Below are 25369 nucleotides of genomic sequence, written 5' to 3'. Positions count from 1 at the left end.
TCAATAAAGGGGCATGGCTTTTTAATGTTACTTGGTTACCTCTATCAGAAAGTCATAAAGGTTTGTCTCGGTGGATAGCTGTAGCTTTTTACGTACCCGGTACCTGCTGATTTCAACGCCCTTTAACGAGATGTTGAGCAACTGCGCTATCTCCTTTGATGACAGGTTTAACCGCAGGTAAGCGCAAAGCTTCAAATCAGTCGAGCTTAAACTCGGGAACTTAGCCTTCATGGTGGTTAAAAAGTTATTATGCACCTGGTCAAAATACATGGAGAAGTTATCCCAGTCATCGTCGTTTTTTTCAGTATCGCTTAAGAGCTTAAATACACTTCTGAACTGGTATGAAGCATCGGGAATATTAAGCTTTTTGATCAGCGTCATCATTTCGTCTTTGATATTCAGCAGTAATTTTCCCCGGTCAACCATCTGCATAGTGAGGGTGGCCAGTTCTTTGTTTTTATAGCTTAGTTCGGCTTCGAGCTTTTCATTTTTAAGGGCGATGATTTCTTTGTCATTGCGATCGAGTTCAAGACTGTGGAGATAGCTTAACCTTTTTTGTTCCTCTTCGTGGCGTTGCTGATGCAGTTCAAAACGTTTTTGTTGCAATTTTATACCGATGTAAATAGCGTAAGCTATGATCAGGAAATAAACAAGGTATGCCCAGATGGTTTGGTACCAGGCCGGCTCAACAATAAAAGTATAATTAACCGGTTTAGATGCCGCCCCTAAATTGTTACGTGCCTTCACCGAAAATGTATATTTACCATAAGGCAGGTTGGTATAATCCTTCTCCGTTTTAACCGACCATTGTGACCAATCCTTGTCAAACCCAATAAGTTTATAGCTAAACTCCTCATTGCTTTTTTGAGCAAACAGGGTAGAAGTGTATTCAAAATGAAAGGAGTTCCAGTGATTGGATAATGAGGTAATATCTTGCTGGTTTTGTGCCGGTACAATCCGGTTGTTTTTAACAAAATAGCCACCGAAGATCAGACTGTCTTTTTCGGCTATGGCTTTTACAGTTGTTAGCGATACATTGAGTTTGTTCTCTGACGATACGTATTGGCGGTAATTTAAATGGAATACACCGTTATTTGAACCAATGAAGATATTCTCCATATCATGGGGGTAAATGTATTCTGCCCCTTTTACCGTTTGCCCGGTCAGTTCCGGGAAATAGATTACCTTGTAAGGTAAATTAGCTGATCTTTTACTAAAATCAATTACACCAATCCGCTGATTGCTGATGAACCAGATATTGCCTTTACTATCTTCGGTAAGAAACTCAATTCTTGCTTTATCAAATATTGGTTTATAAAAAGCAGATCGTGTAAAGTCACCTTCGATTGTATTATACTCATAAACACCTTTTTCGGTGGCTGCTATTATCTTGTTTTTAATAAAATATACGTGGTTGTCCAGAGCCGATGGCAAACCGCCTTTTTGAGTATATTGTGTATAGCCAACTATCTTTTTCCTGTCGGCAGACAGCTGTACCTTAAAAATACCCCGGTAAGGGTGCGTCGCCCACACAAAGTTATTTTTATCCACTGCAAGGTTCCCCAGCGATTCATAAATGCCATCTAACCGTCCTTCAAAACTAAAGCCGGTGCCATTGTATTTTAAAAGCTGAAAGCCTGTGTAGGTTCCGGCAATAATATCCTGCGAGGCAGGAAAACCTTTCACCATCCAGGCACCCGGCCCTGAAGTAACCAGTTTAGCCTGGTTATCATCTACCTGTAAAACACCATCCTGGTGACCGGCTAACAGGTGCCCGTTGATTTGCGTGAGGCTCAGCACCTGGCCTTTGGTATTGGGTACTTCTGTAAAAGAACCTGTAGACATGCTGATGTCTTTTTGCTGTGTGTTTAACGGGGCGAAGTATAAACCATTTGAGGTTCCGATATATAGTTTGTTGTTAAAGATGGTTACAGCACTGCTTTTTACCAGATTTTGACGATTGGGGTAAATGTTTTTAACTGAAGTGTTATAATTGATAAAGTCGAGACCATTTTCTAATCCAAGCCATAAATTGCGGTCTTTATCCAGCAGTATACTATGAACATTATTGTTTTGAAGTCCCTGAGCGTTGGAGAATTGTTCTATTAGCCTGCCTTTGCCATCAATAATGATCAGGCCTTTTGCCGATGTGCCGATGGCGTATTTGTCGGGCCCAATTTTTTGACCAAAATTTACCAGGTCTGTGAGCAAAACGCCATCTGCGGGTGTCGATTTCTTTATCAGCGAGGTGCCGGCCATCAAAAACAGACCATTTTTGCGGGTGGTTACCAGTAATGTGTCCTTATTAAATTCGGTGATACCAGTTATTCTTAACCCTTTTGTTGGTTGTTGTACACAAGGTTCCCAGCGTGAATTTTTAAAAACAACCAAGCCAATATCTTTATCATGAGCAAACAATCTACCCCCGGTCTGGCTTAGCAGCATCCAGCCGCCGGGCGCGTCAAATGTGCGTATGCTGTTGCTTTGTAATTCAAAAATGCATTCAATGGTTCGAAAAAACACCTCATTGTTGTAAATAACTATATCCCAGATATCCGCAAATTGCCTGGCTTTTTGAGGTAAAAGTTGTTTAAATGAATGATATTTCAGGATCCCTGCATTGTTTGGGAAAAAATAGCCGACTTCGTCCTGTCCGCCAACATAAACGCGGCCCATAGCATCAATGGCTACCGACTTTATTGCACTTTTATTAGGTAGTGGATAAGTTTTCCAATAGCTGCCGTCGAAAGTAAGCAGGCCTTCATCGCTTGCAAAATAAAGAATGCCATTTTTGTCCTGTTTGATATCCCAGATCTCGCTGCCCGCATTATACTCATTATGAGTATAGTTTTTAATAGCCGGAGTACCAAGTGTAGTTTGAGCTAAAGATGTGCATATGAATACACGCAGAACAATGATAATTAGGATGCACTTCTTCATTAACGGATTAACGTGGCGGTTGAGTAAAACTCAGTTAGTAATACAGCCCGGCCTGGTTATGAGCCGACTGGTTGAGAGCTGTAATTTAATCAACATTTTACATATACCGTAAAGCTAAAAATCTATCTGATGCGACTGAAATGAAAAGTTGGATATGTTTCAAACCTGCAATGGATTGCTGTAGTGGTATTGTAGGGGCTGCCGGGATATTGTTAAAATAACAGTTATTGGCCTTTATTTAGGTTTTGGTAAGATAATTACTTGCTGGCTGCCCAGAAAATGGCATTGCTGAACAGGGTGGTAAAGGCGGTATCATCAAAAAGTTGAGGGAAATGTCCCATGGCTATATAAATATTCCGGGCCTTAAAGTGTTCGTTTGTCCAGATTACGGGATGGTCTCCCATCTTTACATCTTTGTTGGGCAAATAAGTGGCCTCATCTATATTCGCCAGCACGTGCACGTTAGTGCGGGGGCTTTTATCATAAATGTACCATTCATCTTCGGTAATAAAGGTTGCCGGAAGGCCTTTCATAATGGGGTGCTGCTTATCTTCTACATGAAGCATAGCAGCGGCACCGCCGGGAATGTGCAGTTTAAACTGTATACCGCCCATAAAGTCTGAATACCATTGCCACATAGAGTACCCGTCAAAAACGCCTAAAAGGGTAGGGTGATGAAAGCCGATCCACCCTCCCCGTGCATTTTCAATGTAATCGGTAAAGGCCTCCTGCGCTTCTTTTTCCCAGGGATACGGAGGATAATCCAGCTGAATAAACAGCTGATATTGTTTCAGGAAATCTTTATTGATCTTTTTGGTATCGCTGATATAATCTATCGTGAAATTACTGTCTGCAGCAAGCCTATCCAGCCATGGTTTGGCTGCTGCGTCAAATAACGCATGCCCACCTCCGGTTTCGGCAAGGGCAACAGCTCTGAAACGAGGCTTTGCATTTTGTTGGGCTATTGCAATGCTGTTGTATATAAGTAATAAATACAGAAAGATTAAAAAAGTTACTTTTTTCATTTTGATCATTATCGATGACCGGGCAGTGTGATGCGTAAACGATATCAGTGGTAAAATTTAGATTGCCGGCTTTCGGCAGCAATGATAACTCAAACTTTTTACCCGAGGGGCAACGGAAAGGAAAGTAGTGGTAAAGTAGGGCACATCATATGCGTAATTAGAGCCGGCCCGGATATAGGTTAGCCAAAAGAGAAAATGCCCCTCTGAATAAACTCAAAGGAGCGTTTATTTAACAGATTTAAAAACTTCTACTTAACTGAAAATTGATATACTCCCGAATCGGTATAGTTTCCGGCCACATCTATCGTAACAATACGCCAATAGTAGGTTGTGCCCGATTTTACCGAAACCTGGTATTGACTGTCAGATACATTTGATTTGAACAGGGTGGGTGAGCTGGTGTTGCTAAAGTAAATGTCATACCCCTTAATTGCAGCACCAAGGGTACTGCCAGTCCATTTTAGTATAACATTTCCGGTTGAAGCTGTTACATTATCGCCAAAAATGGGCGCGGTAATTTCGGCCGGATAGGGAGGAAAGCTTATAACACCGGTACCGGCATTATAAAATTTCCAGGTATCACTTTGAGCGGTAGCCTTGGTTTTTGTAGATGTAGATATCACATACCATGAGTATGGAGTATTGCGGAGCAGATCGGCTGTGGCCTGGGTTGATGCTACAGTTTGTTTTGTTTCAATTTTGGTAAGCAGGTTTTTTATAGCAAGAATATAACCATCGGCTTTATCGGCAGCTTCCCAGGTAAATGCCACAGTGCTTTTGTCGGCAGAGATGACTGTACCTGTAGTACAAGGCTGATCTTTCAATGGAGACACCAGGTTTGTTGCCACAGGAGTTACATCGGGCGGAGGAGTTTTTTTGCCGCAACCGCTGAGTATCAATATTATTAATGAGCTATAGATCCAGTTTTTCATTTTTTCAAAATTTTAAAAGATTTGGCTTTCCCATCCATCATTAAATTGAGCGAGTAAACACCGCTCGGTAAGGTTGAAAGGTCCATTTGCAGATTGCCTGATTGATTATTGTACTGGTTAGTGTAAACAGTTTTGCCGTCAACTACATTATAAATGGTCGCTGATATTTTATTAATATTTCCGCTGCCTGTATTGATATTAAGCACGTTTTGGAATGGGTTAGGATAAGGGATCATCCGCGCATCCAGGTTTATTATCTTTTCAAAAATTCCCTGGCACAGTTTGTCGGTAGTAACAGATAATTTATTTGCGCCTGTTATCAAAGGCAGGGTGATTTGGGTATCAGTAGTAGTATAAATTACGTTGTTAAGGTTTACGTTGTAACTTGCACCTCCGGTTAGCTGCAGGTTTACTGTATTTAGGGTTGTGTTAACTGTCGAATAAACTGATAAGTCGGCAGGTTCGGTGATTACAACATTAAAACATTGCGAATAAATTTTACCCTCGACACTTATACATAAACTGTAGTTGCCGGCAGTAAGCTTATCAATGGTGAGTTGATTGGTGAAAGGGTATGTTGTTGTGGTGCCGTTAGCAGTAAAAGATGCCGAGTAATTTAATTTTTGAACAGCCTCGATATTAACAGAGCCATTGGCACTACCTTTACAAGCTGCGCCGTTTAGTGTTAGTTTGAAGTTATTTACCGGCAGGCTAAACTGCGTATAAACAGTAGTAGCAGCCGATGTTACTGTAAACGATTTAACCGTAACTGCTACCGTATATTTGCCTCCGTCTGTCACTTTTAATTTGGAAGCAGTGGCCGTTTTTATAGCCACATTATCTTTAAACCATTGATAAGTATAACCAGGTGCTGCGTTCGTTGAAAGCGTAACCGAACCGCCGTCAAAAAAGGTAGTTGAGCCGTCGGCTGTTATGGTTGGTAAATTGATGATACTCAGCGTGCCGGGTACATAGCTTATGGTATAATTGTCGGCTTTTGCGCCGCTCAATGTAATAGGATAATCACCCGCCGGAGAAGATTTTGAAGCAGTATTGGAAATTGCAGGTCGAGCGCTTAAAATCGTTGTATCTTCTTTGTTTACAAATCCTTTGTATGCTATTCTGAAAATTGGGTTGTCGGTATTGTAAAGCCTTGCAGTGTCAACCGCGGTTATGGTTAATGGCGCTTTTTGAATAGTTAAAGTTTGTGAAACCGGTGTCGCGTCAAGGTATAGATCATTGCCGGGCTGGGTAACAGTAATGGTGACACTGCCGGGTTTACTAAAATAGATACTGTCTTTAGCTATTTTGGCTATCGAAGGATCACTGATTGTATACGTTAAAGGAATTGTTGTATTGTTGCTCGTAACCTTTAATGCCAATGCTTTATCACCATAAGTCACCTTAGGTAAAGGAGGAAAGGCTATTTGCTGACTGCCTTTAACTATTTGGATGGTGGCGACATTTTCGCCCTTTCCGCCTGCATTGTAGCCCGCTATTCTGTAAAGCTTTATACCCTGCAATGTTTGGGGTGTACCTGTAATTGTTCCGGTGCTGTCTAAAGAAAGCCCTTGAGGCAGTAGGTCCTCAACCTGGTAGCCGTAAAGGTTCACTTTTCGTAATACGAAATTTTTTCCGTCGGATACAAGTAAGTTTCCCGCACCATCATAAGATACGCCTAAATTATCTGAATATTTGGCAAGTGTGTCTATACCTTCTTCATATCCTTTCTGTAAAAAACCCGAAAGTGGGACATTGCTGCTTTGTGCGCCGGATGGCAGAAATTTGGTTACAAATGATATCTGTCCGCAAGCATATACATTGTTGAGGCTATCCACGGCAACGCTGTTAGGTAGAAATAATGATCCGGCTGCAAATGTTGATACCGTGTTATCTGGTGTTATTTTTCTAACACTGCCGTTAAACTTGTCTGCAATAAATAAATTTCCTTTTGAATCGACCGCAATACCGTATGGAACGCGGAAGGCAGCAATTGTCCCCGGACCGTCTATATTACCACCGTTAAGAACACCTGCTATGGTTGAAACTACGCCGGCAGGTGTGATTTTTCTGATCAAATTGTTGTATGAATCGGCTACGTAAACATTTTCGGCTTTGTCAACAGTTAAGCCATAAGGCAGGTTAAATGAGGCTAATTTTCCAACACCGTTGTCGTGTCCCGGTGAACCTGTTCCGGCCAGCGTAGTAACTGTCCCGTCCGGGGTTATTTTCCTGATCAGGCAATTGCCGTAATCGGCTACATATATGTTTCCTGAAGCGGCAATTACAACTCCGGTGGGATAATTAAAAGTTGCATCTCTGCCTTTTCCGTTGTTAGCACCCAGGTTGCCGTTGCCGGCAAATGTGCTTATAGTGCCATCGGGTGCCAATTTTCTGATGGCGTTATTGTTGGCATCGGCTATATAAATATTACCGTTAGCGTCTCTTGCTGAACTAAGCGGATTCCCTAACCGGGCATCTTTCTTATTTCCGTCTACGTAGCCATATAAATGATTGCCGCCTATTGTGCTTGTTTGAGAAAATAAGCTGGTTAAAGGAATAGCACCGCCCGTATTTGTTACCTTTAATGGTGCTATCGGTTTGCCAATTTCATAGGTATGAAGGCCGCCGCCGTAATTTATTACAGGTGCCGGGGGCCGCGTAATTGTTTGGCCCAATGATTTATTAACGGAAATATTTACGAGCACTAAAAGTAGCAGGGGATACAGTTTCTTCATATAGAAACAGAGGGGGAGTTGATGATAAGGTTAAAAGTTTAATATTATGGTATTTAATTCTAAATACGGCATAAAAATAGGCAATATTTACTAAAATACCTTAACACAAAAGGATTTATAGTAAACAAATTTCGAATACGTGAACTTTTACAAAAGGCAAAGGCGGCCCTGTTATGCCGCCTTTGCCTTTTGTTCTATAAATAATTAAGCGTGTTTAACATCGTCACGATCAGTGCCTGTAACCACATCGTACCATTCTTCAATGTCTTTTTCAAAAGCGGCGGTTTTTTCGCGGAAACGCTGTAAGGTGTCGCTGCCTAACGGTAAGTGTACCGGAGGTTTTTCGGCGGCGGCAAGATTTTGTCATGCCAACTGTATAACCGCATATAGCGCAGCGCCGGATATCGCAACCCAAAGTGCCACGCCCTGCAGAAGCGGTTTTAAGCCCACTGATGCCAATACTTTGCGTGAAAGGCCGGCGCCAATTAAAAACAAGGTAAGCGTTAAACCAGCTTTTGCTATTGTGATGATGTAAGGGCTCATGAATTTGACAATGGGCAGGTAGGTGTTAGCTATCATTGCCAGTATAAACAAACCGATAAAATAAGGGATGCTTACTTTTTTTGACTTGTTCTTGAACAAAAAGGTAGAAAAGAAAGCCACCGGGATGATCCATAAAGCCCGTGCCAGTTTCACAGTAGTTGCTACCTCAAGCGCATGGGCTCCGTATTTGCTCGCTGCGCCTACTACTGAACTGGTGTCATGTATGGCAATGGCGCACCATAATCCAAACTGTGTTTGCGATAAATTTAAATAATGACCAATTAGCGGGAAAATAAACAGTGCTATTGAGTTGAGGATAAATACACAGCCTAATGCAACTGAAATTTGCTTTTCTTCGGCTTTTATAACTGGTGATATGGCTGCTATCGCGCTTCCTCCGCAAATGGCTGTACCTGATGAAATCAGAAAAGAGGTTTTCTTTTCAATATTTAACCATCTGCCCATTAAAGTGCCAAATAATAGTGTTCCGGTTATGGAAGCGATGGTAAACAGGATGCCTTCTTTGCCGGCCTGCAACGCGCTATGCACGTTCATGCCGAACCCCAGGCCAACTACTGATACCTGTAATAAAATATGGGTAGCCTTATGGTTGAGGTGCAAATAAGGGTGACCGGAACATTGTGCTACAACTAAGCCCAATAATAAAGCCACTGCCGGACTCATAAAAGGCATCAGGCACAGTACTATACAAATTGCGAATATAACCTTGCGGGCATTTTCATTGATGTTTAATAACAGGCCGCCGGTGTTGTTTAACTGATGTGGGGTATTCATTTTTCCTTTGTTTTATATGACACAAAGGTGTATGAAATTAGCGGCGGTTTATCATCATAAAACGCAATCTGTGATAATCAAAAGTTATGGAGTTGTGCTTAGTAGTTCAACGTGCCGAATATGCCGTTTTGATAATCGTATATTGCCTGTTCTATTTCTTCAGGGGTGTTCATTACAAAGTTATCTTTGGCTGATACCGGTTCATCTATAGGTTCGGCTGAGAGGAATAATACCTGTGAATCTTCCTCTGCCAGTACAACAATGTCTTCGTTATCTTTTTCAAACACAATGAGGTTGTATTGGCTGATGGATTGCCCGTTTACATTGATGGTGCCATTTATAATATAAAGTAATGCCCAATAGCCGGGTATTGCTTTAAAATTTGCTTCTTTACTTGCAGCAATTTTACCAACAATTGAAATAACCGGAGTGAAGTTTTGGATAGGTCCGGTTTTACCCTCGTAGTCCCCACTTGCCAGATTAAAATCAAGCCCTTCATTTATAAGTACTTTGGGTAATTCCGCAGCTTTGGCTGATTGATAAAAGGGCTCATCCCACTTTTTACTTTTGGGAGCATTGATCCAAAGTTGAATAAGTTCCTGAACGCCGCCTTTTTGCAGTAATTCGGCGGTAGGGCCTTCACTGTGCATAATACCTTTGCCCGCAAACATCCATTGCACATCGCCTGCCTTAATAATCTCATCGTTACCTGCATTATCTTTATGATAGCCTTCGCCCTGCAGCATTATAGTATACGGACTAAAGCCACGATGTGGGTGAGGATGGATCCGTAAAGTTTGACCGGGTTGTATTATCTCCGGCCCCATGTGGTGTAAAACAATAAAAGGGTTTGCGAACCGAAAATCCTTGTGGGGCAGGGGCTGACGAACGGTTTCTTCGGCGGTAATTTTCTTTTCGCGACCGGCAAGAATATGGATGATAGCTTTTTTCATTGGGTGATGTTGAGGAAATAAAAATAGCTTATTCTGCACGGAATGCAGAACGGCAATCAGAAAATTACCATCGTTTTACTTGTTCAGCGTTAATCGCACCAAATACTGTTTAAACTCATCCTCCAACAAAACTTCCATATCAAAGCCGGCTCCTGTAACAATGGGTTCCAATGTTTTTTCATCGATATATAACCAATGGAACCAGTCAGTTTTTTGGCGGTTGTATTGATATTGATAAAGCAGTTCGCCGTAATAGCCTTTTTTGGGCAGGCCATCTTCATATAAATAAGCAATATCGGATGAGTCGAACAGGATTTGGCCTCCCGGATTAAGCAGCAGTTTAATATGTTGTAAAAATACTTTAAGGTTTTCAAGTGTTCCGGCAAGGCCAATACCGTTCATGAGCAGGAGCAGGGTATCGTATTTTTGCTCATTGTAAGCAAAAATATCACCTTTAACTACATTGTTTACGCCGCGCTCTTTCATCACCTCGCATGCTAAGGGTGATATATCAAGCGCAACGCAATCAAAACCACGTTCCTGTAATACCAATGCATGGCTTCCTGCGCCAGCGCCAATATCCAATACTGTTCCGCGACATTCGTTCATGGCCAACCATTCAATATCGGGCATGTCATCCTCATCCCTGAAATAAATATCAATTGGCATTTCCTCCTTCGGGCCATACTGATTATTGATCCAGAGTTTGTGATTGGCTAATTTATGGTAATGATCATGTATGGCCTGGCCCAGTATATCTTTCATGTGCCCAAAAGTATGAATTGAAAGTTTAATTTAGCGGCAATAAATCCCGTTGGTTAGCTATGTGGTTAAGTTATGGTTTGTTGACGCTCATTTTGGTAGCAGGTGTGGTGTATAGCATATCAGCCCGAAAACTGACCGTTATAGCTGCTTTAACAGGAGCAGCTGTTGCTATTTTAGTATTCGCCGGGGCAGGGTTTACAGGTTTAGCCATGATGACCACTTTTTTTATTTTGGGTTCGGCAGCTACCTCGGTGCAAGGAGAGACAAAGAAGGATTTAAACGCAGATCAAAAAGGAGGGCGTACTACCGGGCAGGTTTTAGCTAATGCAGGCACTGCTGCCTTATGCGGGGTTTTAATCCTTGCGCTGCCGGCACACGCCAATATTTTACAATTGATGATGGCTGCAAGTTTTGCTTCGGCCACAGCGGATACCCTTTCATCGGAGTTGGGGATGGTTTATGGCAAACGTTTTTTTAATATCATAACCCTAAAGCCGGAGGTGCGTGGACTGGACGGCGTAATTAGCGTTGAGGGCACTTTAATTGGTGTAATTGGTTCTGTTATAATAGCTATTGTTTGTGCAATAGGAATGGGTTGGACGACAAACTTTATCTGTATTATAGTTGCAGGTACACTTGGTAATTTAACTGATTCAGTTTTGGGTGCTGTATTCGAAAGAAAAGGTTTAATAAATAACAATTCAGTGAACTTTTTAAATACGCTGATAGCCGCTTTGTTTATGTTGTTGTTTTACATCGTTTTATAATTAAATCTATATACAAATGTTTCCCGTTATCGTCCTGATCGTAATTGCATTTGCTGTTTTCTTTTTCCTTAACAAAAAGAAAGTAATGAATGAAGTACCCGTAGCTGCGGTTAATTATAAGCTGCTTTTGGAACAGCACATACCTTATTATCAACACCTCGATAATGATCAAAAAAAGCTTTTTGAACAAAAAGTGGAGGAGTTTTTGGCAGATATTAGGATAGAGGGTGTTGGCACAACAGTGAGCGACGTGGATAAAACGATGATAGCCACAAGCGCCGTGATCCCGATATTTGGCTTTAGCGACTGGAAATACCGTAACCTCACTAACGTGATCCTGTATCCGGATACCTTCGACAATGAGTTTCAGTTTGAAGGCGAAAACCGGAGCATCTTAGGGATGGTAGGCTCAGGATATATGAACGGGCAAATGATCCTTTCAAGAGCGGCGTTGACCAAAGGTTTCAGCAAGTCGGCGGGTAAAGAGAACACTGCTATTCATGAGTTTGTACATCTGCTTGATAAATCGGACGGGGCCACAGATGGTGTGCCCGAAAATCTGCTGGCTCACGAATATGTAATGCCATGGCTTAAGATGATCCACCAGGAAATTCTCAAAATAGAAGCCGGGCGTTCCGATATTAATCCTTATGCTATCACAAATGAGGCGGAATTTTTAGCAGTCGTTTCCGAATACTTTTTTCAGAAGCCTACCGAACTAAAACACAAACATCCGGAGCTTTATGAGATGCTGAGCACCATTTTCTCGCAGGATCTGGCCGATAACGACGTTGCCTGATTAAAAGCCCAGACCAAGCTGCCCTAAAGGTTCGTGCTGAACAACAGTGTTGCTGATATAATAAACGGGTGTCTCCTCATGCCTTGAAGCTACAATAATATTGATGCCGTCGGCACAATTGGTAAATAAGTCCTCTACCAGTTTAGGATCATTGTTGTTTTTAGATAAATGTGAAAGCAACAAGTGGGTCATGTGCGGTGGGCGGTGCGTTGTAAATAAACCCAAAGCCTGCTTGTTTGACAAATGCCCTTTACCACCGCGGATCCGTTGTTTTAGATAATAAGGGTAACCGCCTTTATCCAGCATTTCGTCATCATAATTGGCCTCTAAAAAAGCCGCGTGGCATTGGCTGAAGTACCGGATCAATTGGTCGCAAACTATGCCCAGATCGGTAAAAACGCCAACTTTTACATCGTGGCAGCTTACCATAAAGCTATGCGGCTCGGATGCATCATGTATTTTGGGGAAAGAGGTTACCTCCAGGTCGCCAATGAGTACGGTTTGAAATGCACTCAAATGGTGAACTTTAAAATGATCTACGCCGCTAAGATGCATTAATGTTCCGGGTGTAATATAAACCGGCAATTGGTATTTTTTCGCTAACACAGGGATGCCACGGATATGATCTGAATGTTCATGTGATACAAAAATGGCCTTTACCTTCTGCATGGAAAGCCCGAGCCGGGCCATACGTTTTTCAGTTTCGCGGCATGAAATGCCTACATCAACCAATATAGCCTCCTGATCGTTCCCCACGTAATAGCAATTGCCATTACTTCCCGAATTTAATGATGTAATGAATAAAGACATTGAATTGCAAAGTAAACCATTTTGGTGCTATTATTTTAATCCTAACGATTTTAGCATTCAGAAAATTAGCAATTTTTTTTGACGCTATAAAAACCTGCTTATATTTAGCCCTATGGATTCACCGCAAACTTTACCCGTACTTGATGCAGAAGAACTACGCGTACTTGGTACTTTAATGGAAAAGGCCAAAACCACACCCGATTATTATCCCATGACCCTTAACGGCCTGGTGGCTGCCTGTAACCAGAAAACATCGCGCAAGCCGGTTGTTAATTATGATGATGACACAGTTATCAATGCCCTAAACTCCTTGAAAAGGCGCGGGTTGATGTCAACTGCTACCGGAGGTTCTATTCGTAACATTAAATACAAACACAATTTTGCGATAGTATTCCCGGTGATACCGTCGGAAGTGGCGCTGATTTGTCTGCTGATCCTCCGCGGGCCTCAAACGCCTGGTGAGTTAAATACCAACAGCGGTCGTATGTACGAATTTGATTCGATAGAGGAAGTACAGGAGATCCTGGATAAATTGGCTGGCGGCGAAATGCCTTATATTGTACAGCTCCCTAAACGTCCGGGCCAAAAAGAAGTTAGATATGCCCATTTATTAGGCGGTACCCCTGAATTTAATGATGATGATTTTGCTGATGAACCAACTGGCCGTTCGTCTTCGTCGGCACTGGAAGCTCGTTTGGTTAAAGCCGAACAGGAGATTGCTGAATTGAAGGAAACGGTGGGTAGGTTGATGAAGGAATTAGGAGTGGAATAGGTTGTATGATCCAATCAAAATCAAATCTGCGCATTCTTGACGAAACTGACGATTTGTTGCTTGCTTATGAGTATGAAGATGTTCTTCTGGTAGATAAAAAGAAAAGTGAAAGTTTGTATATCGGTTATCTTCCCGGTGACCCTTCTTTTGGATTGATAAGCAAGGCTGGAGATTGGTGTTTAGCAGGAGGAATCTGGTGCGTTTTATGGAAAAAGGATACTGGGGCACTTGAAATAAATGGGCCCGAACTGTGTTGGGTGGAGAAAGTTAGACAGGTGTCCGATACCAAGGTGGAGCTTTTGATCGATCCTTGGTCAGAGAGCGGAGCTGTTTGGCAATTGGATATCGATACCTTAAAAAAACAGAAGCTTAGAGATTATAGATTGGATGGTGAATATACTGAGGCCTATAAGTGGTAGTTTATTGTCGTGAGTTCCTATACTTTTCTCAAAAACACATCTATCACATCCCGTAATGCCATTTCAGTTTCGTGATCTGTAATATTCCCATTTCCATCAATTTTACTCCTGATGAATGGAATTAGTAAGGTTGCTCCGTCAATTACTTTTGCAGAGAGCGCTCCGAGTGTCAGAAGTAATGCAGCATGCGCATGACTGCCAACTGACGACGCGGTAACCAAAGCCACCGGCTTATCAACCAGCGAACCGCTCGAAACCATCCAATCCAGCATGTTTTTGAGCTGACCGGGAACTCCAAACGCATACTCAGGTGTGCAAATGATAATGCCTGATACATCTTTCATCAATTCGCGCAATTCCAAAACTGCTGTTGGCGGGTGTTCATGATCCAGCCCCGGATCGAATGGAGGGATATCTGCTAATCTTTCGTATATGGTATAGTGAACCTCAGATGAAACTAATCCACCTAAAAACCTCAAAATATTATGGTTAGATGAGCCTGTTCTTAAACTGCCGGAAATGGCGAGGATGTTGCCTTTATAGTTCATGAAATAGATGTTGCTGAACCAAACTTACGAAGTTTCCAAAACTTCGTAAGTTTTTGTAAAGTCATAAAAGACAGCATGCTCGGCCGCCCCCTTCAAGGGGCCGGGGGCTAAACGAAAGAGAGGATAAACGCCGAACCTTTACCTTCGGTTGATTGTACCTGGATATTGCCCTTGTGCAGCAGCATGATCTGTTTACATAAGCTTAAGCCAATACCACTGCCGGTTTTTCGGGTACTGAAGAAAGGGATAAAGATTTTATCAAGCAGTTCAGGCGGCATGCCCAAGCCATTATCAATAACTTTTACGAAAGTTTTGCCACCCTGAATTTCAGCTGTGAGCGTAATACGCGGTTCCTCGCGGTCTTTCACCGCTTCAATGGCGTTAACCAGCAAGTTGATCATCACTTGTTCAATGAGGTTGATGTCCGCTTCGATAGAAAGTGTCGGATCGCGAAGGATGATCTCCAGTTCGATCTTCTTTTTCTCAAGGGTAGGCGTCATCAAGCTGTTGAGGTTTTCAAATATATTGCGCACCATGATCTTGTTCAGATCAAGTTTGGTGATTTTATTAAGGCTACGGTAGCTTTCGGTAAACTTAAGCAAGCCTTCGCTACGGCGTTTGATGGTATCGATACCAAGCTCAATATCTTCCAGATCGCTGTGTGGGAGGCTTTCCGCAATATCGGGGCTTTGCAGACGGTTTTTGAGCGTATCGGCGAGGGAGGAAATAGGCGCGACAGAATTCATGATCTCGTGCGTCATTACATTAAGCAGTTTTGACCATGCTTTTGATTCCGTTTCGTCAAGCGCTTCGTTTACGTTTTGAAAAGCGATGAGTTTGTATAATTTATCATCGCTACGCATCAGGCTGGCATTTACCAGGATCTTAACCTGCTGCTGGTTACGGGTAACAGTAATGATCTTACTATCACCAGGCTTAAGTTTTATAAGCTCTGCATATAATAATGGTTCGCGTTTTTCAAGCGAATGAATTGTTTTTAAGTAAGGTACACCTATGATGCTTTTAAAAGCCTCGTTGATCCAGCCGGTTTCGCCGGTTTCTTCTTCGTAGGATAAAATGCCGGTATCAACCAGTTCGAGGATCTTTTGAAGGTAATGATATTGGGTTTCGCGTTCGCGGCTGATGAGTTTAAATGTGGTATTGATGTCGTTAAAACCTTTACGCAGGGGCTTAAGTTCGTTAGGTGCTTTACGTACATCAAAATGACGGGAAAAGTCGCGGTAATGGATCGACTCAACGAATTGGTTTACTTCATCCTGCGCTTTTTTCTGAAAACGGATCATATCCACAACCGAATAGGCAACCAATGGCAACAGGATCACAAGATACAAAAGCTGACCAAGGCTTACGATAACAAAAGCCGTCACGATAAGTACAAGCAGCAATAAAAATACACGCAGCAGCAGCCGCCATTCGTAACGGTTAAATATCATATTTGCTCAATCTTCGGTATAAGGCGGTTCGGGTAAGGCCAAGCTCTTTTGCGGCACGGGTAATATTGCCGTTGTGCTTTTCAATAACCCTCAGAATCGCGTTTTTCTCCAGGGCGCTTAACGGTATATTATCGGCATCAGCCACGCTTTCTGTTGACGTTTCCAGTATTGAAAAGATCAGGTCGTCAGGCCTCAACGTACTATCATCGGCCATGATCACGGCACGCTCAATGGTATATTGTAATTCACGCACATTGCCCGGGAAATTGTATGATTTAAGCTTATTAATAGCTGCCGTATCAAAGTCCATAGATGGTTTAAGGTATTTGCTTGCGTAAAGTTTGGCGAAATGGCGCGCCAGGATCACAATATCTTCATTACGACGACGAAGCGGCGGCATATTAATCTCAACGGTATTGATACGATAGATCAAATCCTTACGGAATTTGTTTTCATTAGCCAGCTCGCTCAAAGGCACGTTGGTAGCGCAAATTAGCCTGATATCCACATCAACAGGTTTGTTGGTTCCTAAACGGGTTACCTGGCGGTTTTGTAAAATGGTAAGTAATTTGGCCTGCTGTTGTAGACTGATGTTGCCAATCTCATCCAAAAACAAAGTGCCACCCTGGGCTTCCTCAAAACGCCCCATACGGTCTTCCCGTGCATCTGTAAAAGCTCCTTTTTTATGACCAAAGAGCTCGCTTTCAAACAAAGTATCGGTCAAAGCGCCCACATCTACTTTAACAAAAGGCTTATCCGCACGTAGCGAACGCTCATGGATAGCTTTCGCCATAAGGTCTTTACCGGTACCGTTTTCACCAAGTATCAGGATATTGGCATCGGTAGGGGCTATCTTATTAACTTTATAAAAAATATCCTGCATCACATCCGATTCGCCGAGTATCGAGGTATCGCCCGCAGTGCTTTTAACCGGTGTTTTGGTGGTTTTTGCTCCGCCTTCTTTTTTGTCGAGCAAGTCCTTTATGGTGTTTATTAGCTTTTCATTGTGCCATGGTTTTACCACGAAGTCGTTAGCCCCTTCTTTAAGTGACCGCACGGCAAGGTCAATATCGCCATATGCTGTTATCATGATCACGCAAACGTCTGGTTTCCACTCTTTTACTTTGCGCAGCCAGTACAAGCCTTCGTTGCCGGTATTTATTGCGCTGTTAAAGTTCATATCAAGCAAAATCAAGTCAACCTCGTTGCGCTGCAGCAGCCAGTTCAGGTTTTCCGGGTTCTTTTCGGTAATGATTTCCCGGGCTTCGGGTTTTAGCAAAAGTTTAACCGCGGTAAGTACGTCCGGATCGTCGTCAACAATTAAAACGGTAGCTTTTTTAAGTATCATTTATTTGGGGTTAATAGTTCGTAGATGTTTGTTTATAGTACCTCAAAATAATAACGTATGATTATTAAGGTTGTCAATTTAATAAAAGTTATAAATTTAAATTAAATTGTATCTCATTATCGAAGCTACCTAAATAAACTTTTAGCATTGTTGCCATGAACCATAAACTATGCGCTAATAAACCATCTAACATGAACAATAAATTAAAGACTCGCTAATAGTATCATCTGTTACAATTTTTATGCTAAATACCCGCATTTTATGCAGTAAATCATATAAATGCTTCACAATGAAGTGCTAACCTGCATTTGTATATAACAGGCTATTTATATGTGAAAAAACACTGTATCAATACCGTACACCTGATGTAACAGAAGCGTACGCTTAAATACTATGTTTTGTGTTTAAATGATTGAAAAACAGTAATTTAATTTGTGGCATATCTTTTTGTTATAACATTTCAAAATATTATAAAAATACAGTGGACAGAAAAATTGAGAAAAAGACCTGGAACAACAAGAAGATACTTACCATTGCAGGTATTACAGGCATTATTTTACTAATTGGCGGCAGTATTTATCTTACATCGGGTAAAAGTAAGCTTGATGTTGATACTGAACGCTTAACTATAAGTACTATTACTAAAGGCCCTTTCCAGGAGTTTATACCGGTTAACGGCGTAGTTATGCCGCTGACTACCATATTTCTTGATGCATCTGAAGGTGGTGTTGTTGAAGAAAAATACGTAGAGGACGGCGCTAATCTTAAAAAAGGCGACCGGATCCTGAGAATGTCTAATACCGATCTTGAGCTTACCTTGGCTAACCAGGAAACTGCGGTTTATGCCGAACAAACTCAAATGCAGATTTCGCACAATAACGCGCAGCAAAATACCATCAGCAAGCTAAACACGATGGCCGATGTGGAGAATGCTTTTAAAGAAGCCGAAAGGATCTACAAACTGGATAAACATCTTTACGATCAAAAAGCTATTGGTCAACAGGAATATCAATCAGCAAAAAACACTTATGATTACCAGTTGAACCGTTATAAACTGGCCAAGCAAATTCTTTCGCAGGATACGGCATTGGTTAAGCAACAGGCTTCACAATCGCAGGAGCAATATGCCCACATGAAAACCACACTTGAGCTTATGCGTAAAAAAGTGGCCGGTTTAGTATTGGTAGCACCTACCGATGGTCAGCTAACTTCAATGGATGCTGAAGTTGGCCAGAGCAAAAATAAAGGTGAGCACCTGGGCCAGATAGACGTACAATCGGGCTTTAAAGTTAGGGTTGATATTGATGAGCACTACCTGTCACGTATTTATACCGGCCTGAAAGGTGATTTCCAATTTGCCGATCAAACATATAACCTGGTTATTAAAAAGGTTTATACCCAGGTAAAAACTACAGGTAGTTTCCAGGTTGATATGCAATTTGTAGGCGAAGTACCAACTGGCATCCGTAAGGGGCAAACGCTGCAGGTGAGGCTGGCATTGAGTGATCAGATGCAGGCTGTATTGGTTCCTAAAGGTGGTTTCTTCCAGCAAACAGGCGGTAACTGGATTTTTAAGGTAAGTGAAGACGGCACAAAGGCCTATAAAGTAAATATCCAGCTTGGACGCCAGAGCCCCGATTATTTCGTGGTAACAGAGGGTTTAAATCCCGGCGATAAGGTTATTACCTCAAGTTATGAAACCTATGGTGATATTCAGGAACTTGTGCTGAAAAAATAACTTAACCCGGCTGCAACGCCGGGCTCTGTTCAAGCGTCATTATAATATAAACCGAACTAATTAATAAATTAAGATAAACAAAAAATAAGATCATGCCGCCATACAGGCGGCATGAATAACGGAGGCACCAATGATAAAAATTTCCAATCTTGAGAAATTCTACCGTACCGAAGAGGTAGAGACCATCGCGTTAAACAAGCTATCGATGGAAGTAGCAACAGGCGAGTTTGTGGCCATCATGGGCCCGTCGGGCTGTGGCAAATCAACTTTGCTAAATATCCTGGGTATGCTTGACGATCCGGATGCGGGCAGCTATGTTTTCAACGAAATTGAAGTAGCTCACTTTAACGAGCGTAAACGTGCCGATCTGCGTAAGCACAACATCGGTTTCGTGTTCCAGAGCTTTAACCTTATTGATGAGCTTACTGTGTTTGAAAATGTTGAGTTGCCATTGATTTACACTGGTGTAGCCGCTTCAGAACGTGTTAAAAGGGTAGAAGAGGTGTTAGACAAAATGCAGATCATGCACCGTCGCAACCACTATCCGCAACAGCTATCAGGTGGTCAGCAACAGCGTGTGGCTATTGCCCGTGCGGTTGTTAACAAGCCAAAACTGATCCTTGCGGATGAGCCTACTGGTAACCTTGACAGCAGCAACGGTAACGATGTAATGGAACTGCTTACCGATTTGAACGAACAGGGAACTACCATTATCATGGTTACCCACTCTGAGCATGACGCCCGTTACAGTCACCGTATTATACGCCTGCTCGACGGACAAACCGTTATGGAAAACATCATGGTGTAGTTTGTTGAGTTAATAGTTGATGGTTTATAGTTCATAGTAAGAAAGGGCTTTTGGCTTAAAACTAACGACTCCAGACTTAGACCAACGCCCCCGAAATCAGTTTATAATAAGTTAATAATTGCCTCTGTTGCCCTTCTCCTGCATTTTGGAGAAGGGCATTTGGAGTTTTTGTTATTAAACCGCTATTCCTATGCTTAAAAGTTACCTTGAAACTGCATTTTGCTTTGCGTCATCGGGGCAAAAAAATGCAGCAAAATGGTCTAATGATATCGAGCCAATGATTTAATCAAATAAACATATGTTTAAGAACTATTTAAAAATTGCGTGGCGGAGTTTGATTAACAACAAGCTCTATTCGGCCATTAATATTGGTGGTTTGGGTGTTGGTATGGCAGTTAGCTTTATGCTGCTGTTATATGTTTATAATGAATTTACTTTTGATGGTTTTCAGGAAAATAAAGACCGTCTTTACAAGGTAATGCGCAACCAGCCATCAAACGGGGAAATAAACACGGGCGATGCAACACCTGTGCAGGTAGCCGGAGCTCTCCAAAAGGACTACCCGGAGGTTGAGGCTGCTACACGTGTAAACTGGCCTTACGATCAGTTGTTTAATCACAACAACAAACCGCTGAAAATTAATACCATGGCGGCTGACGAGTCTTTTCTGGACATGTTTACGCTTGATTTTGTAAAAGGCAGCAAAAAAGATGCATTTAAAGATCTGTCGTCAATCATCATGTCCGAGTCGGCGGTTAAGGCAGTTTTTGGAGATACAGATCCTATTGGTCAAACTGTAAAGTTAAATGGTTCGCGTTTGGTGAAAGTGAGCGCTGTGTATAAAGATTTGCCAAGGAATTCTACCTTCAGGTTTAAAGCGCTGATGTCGTGGAAGCTTTATGAGGCCGATGACCAATGGGTGAAAACATCTGGTTGGGGAAATTATTCGTTTCTCACTTTTGTACTGCTTAAGCCCGGTGCTGATGTAAATAAGCTTAATCCCGAAATAAAAAAACTTATCGGTCGTTATGACGATCATAATAAAGAAAATCAGCTGTTCCTGTTCCCTTTTACCAAATGGCACCTGCATAGTGAATTCAAAAATGGCGTTAACACAGGCGGTGCCATCGAATATGTACGTTTGTTCCTGTTCCTGGCTATAGGAATTTTACTTATTGCCTGCATCAACTTTATGAACCTTTCCACCGCCCGTTCTGAGCGCCGCTCGCGCGAGGTTGGGATCCGTAAAGTTGTTGGGGCACGGCGGGTAGCCATTATCCAGCAATTTTTAGGCGAATCAATCCTTACCGCCATACTTTCGCTTATTGTTGCTTTGTTAATAATGGTGTCAACGCTTGGTTATTTTAACGAAATTATACACAAGCAGCTAACAATACCTTACAACAACGCATGGGCATGGGGTGCAGCTATATTGGTAACCCTGGTAACGGGCTTACTGGCAGGTAGTTATCCTGCTTTGTTTTTATCATCATTTAAGCCTGTAAAAGTTTTAAAAGGCACCAATAAAGCCGGTAAAAGAACACTGCATTCAAGGCAGGTATTGGTTGTTGTGCAATTTGTTTTTGCAACATGCCTTATACTTTCAAGTATTTTGATTTATAAACAGATAAATTACATAAAAGACCGCCCAGTGGGCTATTCACAAAACGGACTTGTGGAGATTTCATTAGACGGAAATTTGTATAAGGAGTTTGAAAATTTCAGGAGGGATATTATCAATTCGGGAGCGGCCGTTGATGCTGCCGAAACATCTGGCAGCATAGCCAGCAATGGCAGCAGCAGTTGGGGCATTACCTGGCCCGGACAATTGCCTGGTGAGGATAAAATACCTATCGACCAGATCGTTACATCATTCCATTTTATTTCAACCTATAAGCTCGAATTAATAAAAGGCCGCGACTACATACCGGGCCGTATGGCAGATTCGCTGTCACTCATCATGAACGAATCGGCTGTTAAACTGATGCGCTTAAAGGATCCGCTTGGGCAGATAGTAAAATGGCAGGGCCGCAATTGTACAGTTGTGGGTATTGTTAAGGATTTTGTTTGGGGCTCTCCTTACGAACCTGTAAAGCCGGCCATCATAGGTTTTGATAAGGGATGGGCAGGCCAGGTTGGGATTCGTTTAAACCCTAAAGCTTCGATATCAAAAAGCCTTGCAACAATTGGCGATATCTATAAAAAGTATAATCCCGAATATCCGTTTGAATACAGGTTTGTTGATGAAAATTTCAGCGGCAAATTCGAGAATGAAAAATTGTTGGGGACGCTGTCGAGTTCATTCACAGTGCTGGCCATTATTATTTCTTGTTTAGGTCTGTTTGGCCTGGCTTCCTTCTCGGCTGAGCAGCGTAAGAAAGAGATCAGTATCCGTAAAGTATTGGGTGCAAGCATCAGCAGTTTGTGGTTCAACCTGTCTAAGGAGTTTTTGATATTGGTGATTATCTCTTTTATCATAGGCTCGGCCTTAAGCTGGTACAACATGAGCAAATGGCTGCAGCATTATACTTATCGTACAGATATGAGCGCCTGGGTATTTATTGCCACTATAACCATCAGCATGGTTGTTTGCCTGCTCACAGTAAGCTGGCAGGCCATTAAAGCGGCACTGAGTAACCCGGTTAAAAGTTTGAAGAACGAGTAGCACGTCAACAGGTCACTGGGCCATTAAGTCATTGAAAGCTGACTAATGACTTAATGACCCGTTGACCTAATGATAAACAACATGCTTAGAAATTATCTGAAAACCGCCTGGCGTAATATTGTAAGCAATAAGTTTTACACTGCCATTAATGTAATAGGTCTAACTTTTGGCCTGGTGATCGGGCTTTTTATGCTGCTTTGGGTGCAGGATGAATTGAGCTTTGACGCTTTTAATAAAAAAGGGAAAGACATTTATCGTATAGGTATTGTTGGCGGTACCGAGGCCAGTAAGCAGATCTTTACCTATATCATAGCACCTGTAGCAACTTTTGCAAAAAACGAAGTACCCGAGGTAATGGACGGCGTGCGGATTATGAATATCGGCAATCCATCGTTCAGGTATAAAGACAAGATCTTTAATGAGGACCGTATAGCTTTTACTGATGCTTCATACTTTTCGGTCTTTGATTTTCCGATTATACAGGGTGATCGTAAAAATCCTTTCCCGGATAATAACTCGGTAGTAATTACTAAAAAAATTGCAGAAAAATATTTTGGCAAAGAAAATCCGATAGGCAAAACCATCACCTTAGGTAAAAGCGATAATTTTAAAGTTACAGGTGTTGTTGCCGATTACCCTGCAAACTCAAGTGTTACCTGTAATGTATTATTGCCAATAAGCAAATTTAATTACGAAGCTTACATAAAATCTGGCCGGAGCTATAACGGTACTTCCCGCATCTCATCTATGGATGCCGACTGGATCAATTTTAGTTTTGAAACTTACCTTTTGCTGAAACCAGGTACCGATATTCACAAACTTGAAAAGAAATTACAGGCCATCCACGAACATAATAAGCCCGATGATGCTCCTGTGCCATACCTGGCACAGCCGCTGTTAAATATGCATCTGTATAAAGCAGATGGGGGCGACGCTGGTATTTCTACGGTACGTACATTTGCGATAGTAGCTATTTTGATATTGGTGATAGCATGCATCAACTATGTAAACCTATCAACAGCGCGGTCGATGCTGAGAGCTAAGGAGGTGAGTATGCGAAAGATCATCGGAGCAGGTAGGCTGCAGCTATTTTTGCAGTTTATGATCGAAACCACGGTATTGTTCCTGATTGCTACCGTGTTGGCTGTTGGTTTAATGTACGTGCTGATGCCTGTTTATAACGATTTTTCGGGCAAGCAATTGCAAATTTCTCTTGGCAATTACCAGGTTTGGGGATATATCGCCTTGACGTTAGTGGCTACGTTGACTGCATCAAGTATTTACCCGGCATTATTGCTTTCATCATTTGAGCCTTTGAAGGCACTTAAAGGGCGGATCACAGCTGGCATTGGCAATGCGGCTTTCAGGCGCGTATTAGTGGTTTTGCAGTTTACAGTATCAATTGTGCTTATCATCGGCACATTGATCATTGGCAAGCAGTTAAGCTTTATCCACCATCGTGATTTGGGATACGACAAGGAAAATGTGCTTACCTTTATGATGCAAGGCATGCAGGCACATTATGACGCTGCTAAAGCCGAGTTGTTAAAGCAACCGGGCATAATGGCTGTAACCCGTGGCAGCAGTAATATAGTAGATTTTAATGGCTGGACAGGGGATAATGATTGGGATGGCAAGCCGGCTAAAGCGAATTTATTTTTCCATCCGATGGATGTTGATAAGGACTTTACCAGTTTCTTTAAAATCAAACTCAAAGAAGGAGCGTTGTTTACCGGGGCTGTTGCCGACTCAAATCACTTTATTGTTAATGAGGCAGCTATAGCCGCTATGGGGATGAAGGACCCGATTGGTAAAAGTCTGAGGATCCAAAAAACCAAAGGAACCATCATCGGTGTAGTGAAAGATTTTAATTACACCACGGTTCGAAAGAAGATAGAACCAGCAGTGCTGACCTATCATACCCCGGGTGCCTATCGTATCTTCATTAAAACCACCGGCGGTGATGCGCAAAAAGCTATTACTGCAGCTCAAAACGTTTGGAAACAATATAATAATGATACGCCGCTGGATTATTCGTTTTTAGACGAAAACTTTAGCCAGCTTTACAAAACCGACGAGCGTACAGGTTCATTATTCAATGTGTTTTCGGCGTTGGCCATTGTCATATCGTGTCTCGGCTTATTCGGGTTGGCAACCTATTCGGCACAGGTTAAAACCCGTGAGATAGGCATCCGTAAAGTGTTAGGTTCAAGCGTTGGCGGTATTATCCGTTTATTAGCAAGCGAGTTTGTGCTGCTCATCATCATTTCTATCCTGATAGCAACACCTATAGCTTGGTACTCCATGAGTAAATGGCTGCAGGATTTTGCCTATAAAATCGATATGACAGTTTGGATCTTCCTGCTTGCCGGCGGCGGCGCAACGCTGATTGCCCTGGCTACCATCAGTATTCAATCTATAAAAGCAGCATTGGCAAACCCGGTTAAAAGTTTGAGAGCGGAATAAGTGTTTAGAGGTTGGAGATCAGAGATTAGTTTAAAAACTCATTGGCAATCACAGTCCTAATCTCTAATCTCCAACCTCTAAACA

19 protein-coding genes are annotated in these 25369 nt (G+C 42.1%); 8 read left to right on the top strand and 11 right to left on the bottom strand.

Features of this window, described 5'->3' with window-relative positions:
• Window positions 1-27: 27 nt before the first annotated feature.
• The 7 genes from AC59JO_RS09305 to AC59JO_RS09275 form a co-directional block, all read right to left on the bottom strand.
• Window positions 28-2940, bottom strand: coding sequence for a ligand-binding sensor domain-containing protein (locus AC59JO_RS09305; RefSeq protein WP_413667748.1), 2913 nt, complete (start codon window positions 2938-2940; stop codon window positions 28-30).
• A gap of 257 nt (window positions 2941-3197) precedes the next feature.
• A complete protein-coding gene (locus AC59JO_RS09300) occupies window positions 3198-3965 on the bottom strand; it encodes a ThuA domain-containing protein (protein WP_497304878.1) in 768 nt (255 codons plus the stop codon).
• A gap of 248 nt (window positions 3966-4213) precedes the next feature.
• The gene (locus AC59JO_RS09295) at window positions 4214-4897 is read right to left on the bottom strand and encodes a hypothetical protein (protein WP_413667750.1); all 684 of its coding nucleotides are present in this window, start codon (window positions 4895-4897) and stop codon (window positions 4214-4216) included.
• Window positions 4894-7635 (bottom strand): MBG domain-containing protein, encoded by a 2742-nt coding sequence (locus AC59JO_RS09290; RefSeq protein ID WP_413667751.1) that lies wholly within the window; start codon window positions 7633-7635, stop codon window positions 4894-4896. The genes AC59JO_RS09295 and AC59JO_RS09290 overlap by 4 nt, the downstream gene beginning before the upstream one ends.
• Before the next feature lie 363 nt (window positions 7636-7998).
• Window positions 7999-8973, bottom strand: a complete 975-nt coding sequence (locus tag AC59JO_RS09285) for a YeiH family protein (protein ID WP_413667752.1) — start codon at window positions 8971-8973, stop codon at window positions 7999-8001.
• A gap of 98 nt (window positions 8974-9071) precedes the next feature.
• Window positions 9072-9926 (bottom strand): pirin family protein, encoded by an 855-nt coding sequence (locus AC59JO_RS09280; protein ID WP_413667753.1) that lies wholly within the window; start codon window positions 9924-9926, stop codon window positions 9072-9074.
• Window positions 9927-10001: 75 nt separating this feature from the next.
• Window positions 10002-10691: a class I SAM-dependent methyltransferase gene (locus AC59JO_RS09275; protein ID WP_413667754.1), complete on the bottom strand. Its 690-nt coding sequence runs from the start codon at window positions 10689-10691 to the stop codon at window positions 10002-10004.
• A gap of 59 nt (window positions 10692-10750) precedes the next feature.
• Here AC59JO_RS09275 and AC59JO_RS09270 point away from each other — a divergent pair, with 59 nt between their 5' ends.
• Window positions 10751-11458, top strand: coding sequence for a DUF92 domain-containing protein (locus tag AC59JO_RS09270; protein WP_413667755.1), 708 nt, complete (start codon window positions 10751-10753; stop codon window positions 11456-11458).
• A 16-nt stretch (window positions 11459-11474) separates the two neighbouring features.
• Window positions 11475-12257 carry a M90 family metallopeptidase gene (locus AC59JO_RS09265; protein ID WP_413667756.1) on the top strand — a complete coding sequence of 261 codons (783 nt, stop codon included), beginning with the start codon at window positions 11475-11477 and terminating at the stop codon, window positions 12255-12257.
• Here the strand turns inward: AC59JO_RS09265 and AC59JO_RS09260 are convergent, their stop codons facing one another.
• The gene (locus AC59JO_RS09260; protein ID WP_413667757.1) at window positions 12258-13067 is read right to left on the bottom strand and encodes an MBL fold metallo-hydrolase; all 810 of its coding nucleotides are present in this window, start codon (window positions 13065-13067) and stop codon (window positions 12258-12260) included.
• 112 nt (window positions 13068-13179) lie between these two features.
• Here AC59JO_RS09260 and AC59JO_RS09255 point away from each other — a divergent pair, with 112 nt between their 5' ends.
• Both AC59JO_RS09255 and AC59JO_RS09250 read left to right on the top strand, forming a co-directional pair.
• Window positions 13180-13839, top strand: coding sequence for a YceH family protein (locus tag AC59JO_RS09255; RefSeq protein WP_091221770.1), 660 nt, complete (start codon window positions 13180-13182; stop codon window positions 13837-13839).
• A gap of 5 nt (window positions 13840-13844) precedes the next feature.
• The gene (locus AC59JO_RS09250; RefSeq protein WP_497304874.1) at window positions 13845-14258 is read left to right on the top strand and encodes a hypothetical protein; all 414 of its coding nucleotides are present in this window, start codon (window positions 13845-13847) and stop codon (window positions 14256-14258) included.
• Window positions 14259-14275: 17 nt separating this feature from the next.
• Here AC59JO_RS09250 and AC59JO_RS09245 read toward each other — a convergent pair whose 3' ends face one another.
• From AC59JO_RS09245 to AC59JO_RS09235, 3 genes are all read right to left on the bottom strand, one after another.
• Entirely contained in the window at window positions 14276-14806 is a 531-nt protein-coding gene (locus AC59JO_RS09245) for an NADPH-dependent FMN reductase (protein WP_497304872.1), read from the bottom strand.
• 107 nt (window positions 14807-14913) lie between these two features.
• The gene (locus AC59JO_RS09240; RefSeq protein WP_091205878.1) at window positions 14914-16260 is read right to left on the bottom strand and encodes a sensor histidine kinase; all 1347 of its coding nucleotides are present in this window, start codon (window positions 16258-16260) and stop codon (window positions 14914-14916) included.
• On the bottom strand, window positions 16250-17608 hold the full coding sequence (locus AC59JO_RS09235; RefSeq protein ID WP_497304870.1) for a sigma-54-dependent transcriptional regulator: 1359 nt from the start codon (window positions 17606-17608) through the stop codon (window positions 16250-16252). Before AC59JO_RS09235 ends, AC59JO_RS09240 begins: the two co-directional genes overlap by 11 nt.
• 481 nt (window positions 17609-18089) lie before the next feature.
• Here AC59JO_RS09235 and AC59JO_RS09230 point away from each other — a divergent pair, with 481 nt between their 5' ends.
• The 4 genes from AC59JO_RS09230 (at window position 18090) to AC59JO_RS09215 (ending at window position 25285) form a co-directional block, all read left to right on the top strand.
• Entirely contained in the window at window positions 18090-19346 is a 1257-nt protein-coding gene (locus AC59JO_RS09230; protein WP_497304869.1) for an efflux RND transporter periplasmic adaptor subunit, read from the top strand.
• Between the two features lie 130 nt (window positions 19347-19476).
• On the top strand, window positions 19477-20154 hold the full coding sequence (locus AC59JO_RS09225) for an ABC transporter ATP-binding protein (protein WP_090525339.1): 678 nt from the start codon (window positions 19477-19479) through the stop codon (window positions 20152-20154).
• A 298-nt stretch (window positions 20155-20452) separates the two neighbouring features.
• Window positions 20453-22819: an ABC transporter permease gene (locus tag AC59JO_RS09220; protein WP_497304866.1), complete on the top strand. Its 2367-nt coding sequence runs from the start codon at window positions 20453-20455 to the stop codon at window positions 22817-22819.
• Window positions 22820-22900: 81 nt separating this feature from the next.
• Complete coding sequence (locus AC59JO_RS09215; protein ID WP_497304864.1) at window positions 22901-25285, top strand: ABC transporter permease; 2385 nt, start codon at window positions 22901-22903, stop codon at window positions 25283-25285.
• The last annotated feature ends 84 nt before the right edge of the window (window positions 25286-25369 follow it).

This window comes from Mucilaginibacter sp. A5337 (genome assembly GCF_059690695.1).
This window is presented reverse-complemented; position numbering and strand designations above follow the sequence as displayed.

Coding starts and splice junctions, on each gene's coding strand:
- AC59JO_RS09305 (WP_413667748.1), bottom strand. CDS start 2,940: ATGAAGAAGTGCATCCTAATTATCATTGTTCTGCGTGTATTCATATGC.
- AC59JO_RS09300 (WP_497304878.1), bottom strand. CDS start 3,965: ATGAAAAAAGTAACTTTTTTAATCTTTCTGTATTTATTACTTATATAC.
- AC59JO_RS09295 (WP_413667750.1), bottom strand. CDS start 4,897: ATGAAAAACTGGATCTATAGCTCATTAATAATATTGATACTCAGCGGT.
- AC59JO_RS09290 (WP_413667751.1), bottom strand. CDS start 7,635: ATGAAGAAACTGTATCCCCTGCTACTTTTAGTGCTCGTAAATATTTCC.
- AC59JO_RS09285 (WP_413667752.1), bottom strand. CDS start 8,973: ATGAATACCCCACATCAGTTAAACAACACCGGCGGCCTGTTATTAAAC.
- AC59JO_RS09280 (WP_413667753.1), bottom strand. CDS start 9,926: ATGAAAAAAGCTATCATCCATATTCTTGCCGGTCGCGAAAAGAAAATT.
- AC59JO_RS09275 (WP_413667754.1), bottom strand. CDS start 10,691: ATGAAAGATATACTGGGCCAGGCCATACATGATCATTACCATAAATTA.
- AC59JO_RS09270 (WP_413667755.1), top strand. CDS start 10,751: ATGTGGTTAAGTTATGGTTTGTTGACGCTCATTTTGGTAGCAGGTGTG.
- AC59JO_RS09265 (WP_413667756.1), top strand. CDS start 11,475: ATGTTTCCCGTTATCGTCCTGATCGTAATTGCATTTGCTGTTTTCTTT.
- AC59JO_RS09260 (WP_413667757.1), bottom strand. CDS start 13,067: ATGTCTTTATTCATTACATCATTAAATTCGGGAAGTAATGGCAATTGC.
- AC59JO_RS09255 (WP_091221770.1), top strand. CDS start 13,180: ATGGATTCACCGCAAACTTTACCCGTACTTGATGCAGAAGAACTACGC.
- AC59JO_RS09250 (WP_497304874.1), top strand. CDS start 13,845: ATGATCCAATCAAAATCAAATCTGCGCATTCTTGACGAAACTGACGAT.
- AC59JO_RS09245 (WP_497304872.1), bottom strand. CDS start 14,806: ATGAACTATAAAGGCAACATCCTCGCCATTTCCGGCAGTTTAAGAACA.
- AC59JO_RS09240 (WP_091205878.1), bottom strand. CDS start 16,260: ATGATATTTAACCGTTACGAATGGCGGCTGCTGCTGCGTGTATTTTTA.
- AC59JO_RS09235 (WP_497304870.1), bottom strand. CDS start 17,608: ATGATACTTAAAAAAGCTACCGTTTTAATTGTTGACGACGATCCGGAC.
- AC59JO_RS09225 (WP_090525339.1), top strand. CDS start 19,477: ATGATAAAAATTTCCAATCTTGAGAAATTCTACCGTACCGAAGAGGTA.
- AC59JO_RS09220 (WP_497304866.1), top strand. CDS start 20,453: ATGTTTAAGAACTATTTAAAAATTGCGTGGCGGAGTTTGATTAACAAC.
- AC59JO_RS09215 (WP_497304864.1), top strand. CDS start 22,901: ATGCTTAGAAATTATCTGAAAACCGCCTGGCGTAATATTGTAAGCAAT.